Genomic DNA, 3,232 nt, shown 5'->3' on the forward strand with positions numbered 1-3,232 from the left:
GGCCTGTTGCCGGTCGTGGGGGTGCCGTTGCCGTTCATTAGCTACGGAGGAACTTCGCTGGTGACGCTGCTGTCAGCGTTTGGGGTTTTGATGTCGATCCATACCCATCGTAAGTGGATCGCACAGGTTTGAATAAGGTGAAGAGTTCAATGCAAGTAATGCGTGGCTGGGCGACTCGATACGCGCCGTGGGTCGGCCTGGTAAGCATCCTTGGCACTGCGCAGGAAGCGTTGGCCGGCGATTACGAAGGCACACCGCAAGTGGCCGAATTCGTCGGTGAAATGACCCGCGACTACGGTTTCGCCGGTGAACAGTTGATGGGCGTGTTTCGCGAAGCCGAGCGCAAACAGTCGATCCTGGACGCTATTTCGAAACCCGCCGAGCGGGTCAAGCAGTGGAACGAATATCGCCCGATGTTCATCACCGACGCGCGTATCGCCCGTGGCGTGGATTTCTGGCGCCAGCACGAAGCGGTGCTGGCCCGGGCTGAACAGGAATACGGCGTGCCGGCTCAGGTGATCGTCTCGATCATCGGCGTCGAAACCTTTTTCGGTCGCAATACCGGCAATTTCCGGGTAATCGATGCGTTGTCGACCCTGGGTTTCGACTATCCTCCCCGTGCCGAATTTTTCCGCAAGGAATTGCGTGAGTTCCTGCTGCTGGCGCGTGAAGAGCAGGTCGACCCGTTGACCCTCAAAGGCTCCTACGCCGGGGCCATGGGGCTGCCGCAGTTCATGCCCAGCAGCTTTCGCGCCTATGCGGTGGACTTCGACGGTGACGGCCACATCAATATCTGGAACAACCCGGACGATGCCATCGGCAGCGTCGCCAGCTACTTCAAGCGCCATGGCTGGGTCGCCGGCGAACCGGTGGTCAGCCGCGCCGATGTGCGGGGCGAACAGGTCGATGCAGGTTTGACCACCGGCATCGAGCCGACTAAAACCGTTGGAGAGTTGCGGGCCTTGGGCTGGTCAAGTCATGATGCGCTGCGCGATGATATGCCGGTTACCGCTTTCCGGCTGGAAGGCGACAAGGGGCCTGAATACTGGATGGGCCTGAAGAATTTTTACGCGATCACGCGATATAACCGCAGCGTGATGTACGCCATGGCCGTACATCAACTGTCTGAACAGCTGGTCCAAGCACGGGGCGTCAAGTAATGCGGGCATTGCCTATGAATAAACCCCTGAAGCTGATGGCACTTGCCGCGTTGGCAGTGCTGGTCGCCAGTTGTTCGACCAGCCGCCCGCCGGCCCAGAAGTCTCCCACGACCGTGCGCTCGACGCCGGGGCTGGACATCAACCGGGCACACAAGGATGGCGCACCGTGGTGGGATGTCGACGTTTCGCGCATCCCGGATGCCACGCCGACCCTGCACACCGGTCCATACAAGGCCAACCCTTACACGGTGCTGGGCAAAACCTATTTCCCGATTCAAGAATCCAAGACCTACGTACAGTCCGGTACGGCGTCCTGGTACGGCACCAAGTTCCACGGTCAGAACACCGCCAACGGCGAAGTGTATGACCTGTACGGCATGAGTGCTGCACACAAGACCTTGCCATTGCCAAGTTACGTTCGGGTGACCAACCTGGACAACAACAAGACCGTGATCCTGCGCGTCAACGACCGTGGGCCGTTCTACTCCGATCGCATCATCGACTTGTCCTACGCAGCGGCGAAGAAGCTCGGCTATGCCGAAACCGGCACCGCGCGGGTCAAGGTCGAAGGCATCGATCCGCAGCAATGGTGGGCCGCCAAGGGCCGTCCGGCGCCTTTAATGCTCAACGAGCCGCAAGTCGCGCAGAATAGCGCGCCGGTCATCACGGCTTCGGCCGGTACAGTCGAACAATGGACTCCGCCGCCGCAGCAACACGCCGCCGCGGTCGTTCCAGTACAAATCGATGCAAAAAAAAACGCTTCTGCACCAGCGTCTGGCCAGTATCTGCAGGTGGGCGCCTTCGCCAACCCGGACGCTGCCGAGCTGCTGAGGTCGAAGCTCAGCGGGATGGTGAGCGCTCCGGTGTTCATCAGCTCGATCGTGCGCAATCAGCAGACCCTGCATCGGGTGCGCCTGGGGCCAATCGGTTCACCGGGTGAAATCCAGCAAGTGCAGAACAGCGTGCGCCTGGCCAACCTCGGTTCGCCTAGCGTCGTGACCGAGTAAGCCACTGAGTAACACGTAGAACTTGATTGACGGTTCATCTGCGGTTTTGGGGGGTGAACCAGGTTGTTGGCTCGTCGAAGAACAAAAGCCCGGCAAAGGGTGGCTGGAGTGAGCAACTGAACACGCGATAACCCGTTAGAAGGTTATTTGATTAGTTTTGCCTTCGGGCAGTTTCCATTAGCGATTTCGAGAGACGGATGAACATCACCACCTTTGCCAAACGCCTGTGCCTTCTAGTCCCGCTGCTCCTCTCGCCAGCCGCTTTCGCGGTCGAGATGATGCCGTCCCCACCGCAACTGGCCGCCAAGGCCTACGTGCTCATGGACGCCAGCAGCGGCAACGTGCTGGTCGAAAACAATGGTGACCAGCGTCTGCCGCCAGCCAGCCTGACCAAGCTGATGACCGCGTACATCGCGACGCTGGAAATCCGTCGTGGCCAGATCGGTGAAAACGATCCGGTCACCGTCAGCGAAAACGCCTGGCGTACCGGTGGTTCGCGGATGTTCATCAAGGTCGGCTCGCAAGTCACTGTCAGCGACCTGCTGCACGGCATCATCATTCAGTCGGGCAACGACGCCAGTGTTGCGCTCGCCGAGCACATCGCCGGCAGCGAAGACGCGTTCGCCGACATGATGAACAAAACCGTTGGCGACCTGGGCATGACCAACAGCCACTTCATGAACCCGACCGGTCTGCCGAACCCTGAGCACTACTCGTCGGCTCACGACATGGCCGTGCTGGCTCGCGCAATCATCCACGAAGACCCGGCTCACTACGCGATCTACTCGCAGAAAGAGTTCTTCTGGAACGGCATCAAACAGCCGAACCGTAACCTGCTGCTGTGGCGCGACAAGACGGTCGACGGTCTGAAAACCGGCCACACCGACGAAGCAGGCTACTGCATGGTGTCCTCGGCCGTGCGTGATGGCATGCGTCTGATCGCCGTGGTGTTCGGCACCAACAGCGAAGTGGCTCGCGCCGCCGAGACCCAGAAGCTGCTGACCTACGGGTTCCGCTTCTTCGAAACCCAGACCTTCTATCAGAAAGGCGCCGAGCTGGCTCAGG

General features: G+C 60.0%; 4 protein-coding genes. All 4 read left to right on the top strand.

Going from position 1 to position 3,232, the window contains the following annotated elements; translation table 11 throughout:
* Positions 1–132 (top strand): FtsW/RodA/SpoVE family cell cycle protein (locus D8U18_RS21250; RefSeq protein ID WP_177435048.1); only part of this gene is annotated, 132 nt, incomplete at its 5' end.
* 17 nt (positions 133–149) lie between these two features.
* Entirely contained in the window at positions 150–1,160 is a 1,011-nt protein-coding gene (mltB, locus tag D8U18_RS21255) for a lytic murein transglycosylase B (protein ID WP_056855806.1), read from the top strand.
* Entirely contained in the window at positions 1,160–2,167 is a 1,008-nt protein-coding gene (locus tag D8U18_RS21260) for a septal ring lytic transglycosylase RlpA family protein (protein WP_130903860.1), read from the top strand. Before mltB ends, D8U18_RS21260 begins: the two co-directional genes overlap by 1 nt.
* 197 nt (positions 2,168–2,364) lie before the next feature.
* On the top strand, positions 2,365–3,232 hold an 868-nt coding region (locus tag D8U18_RS21265), incomplete at its 3' end, for a D-alanyl-D-alanine carboxypeptidase family protein (RefSeq protein WP_131108357.1).

This window comes from Pseudomonas sp. Sample_10 (genome assembly GCF_004321495.1).
Classification (GTDB): Bacteria; Pseudomonadota; Gammaproteobacteria; order Pseudomonadales; family Pseudomonadaceae; genus Aquipseudomonas.

Excerpts from the sequence above, each read along its gene's own strand:
- mltB (WP_056855806.1), top strand. The coding sequence starts at position 150 with ATGCAAGTAATGCGTGGCTGGGCGACTCGATACGCGCCGTGGGTCGGC.
- D8U18_RS21260 (WP_130903860.1), top strand. The coding sequence starts at position 1,160 with ATGCGGGCATTGCCTATGAATAAACCCCTGAAGCTGATGGCACTTGCC.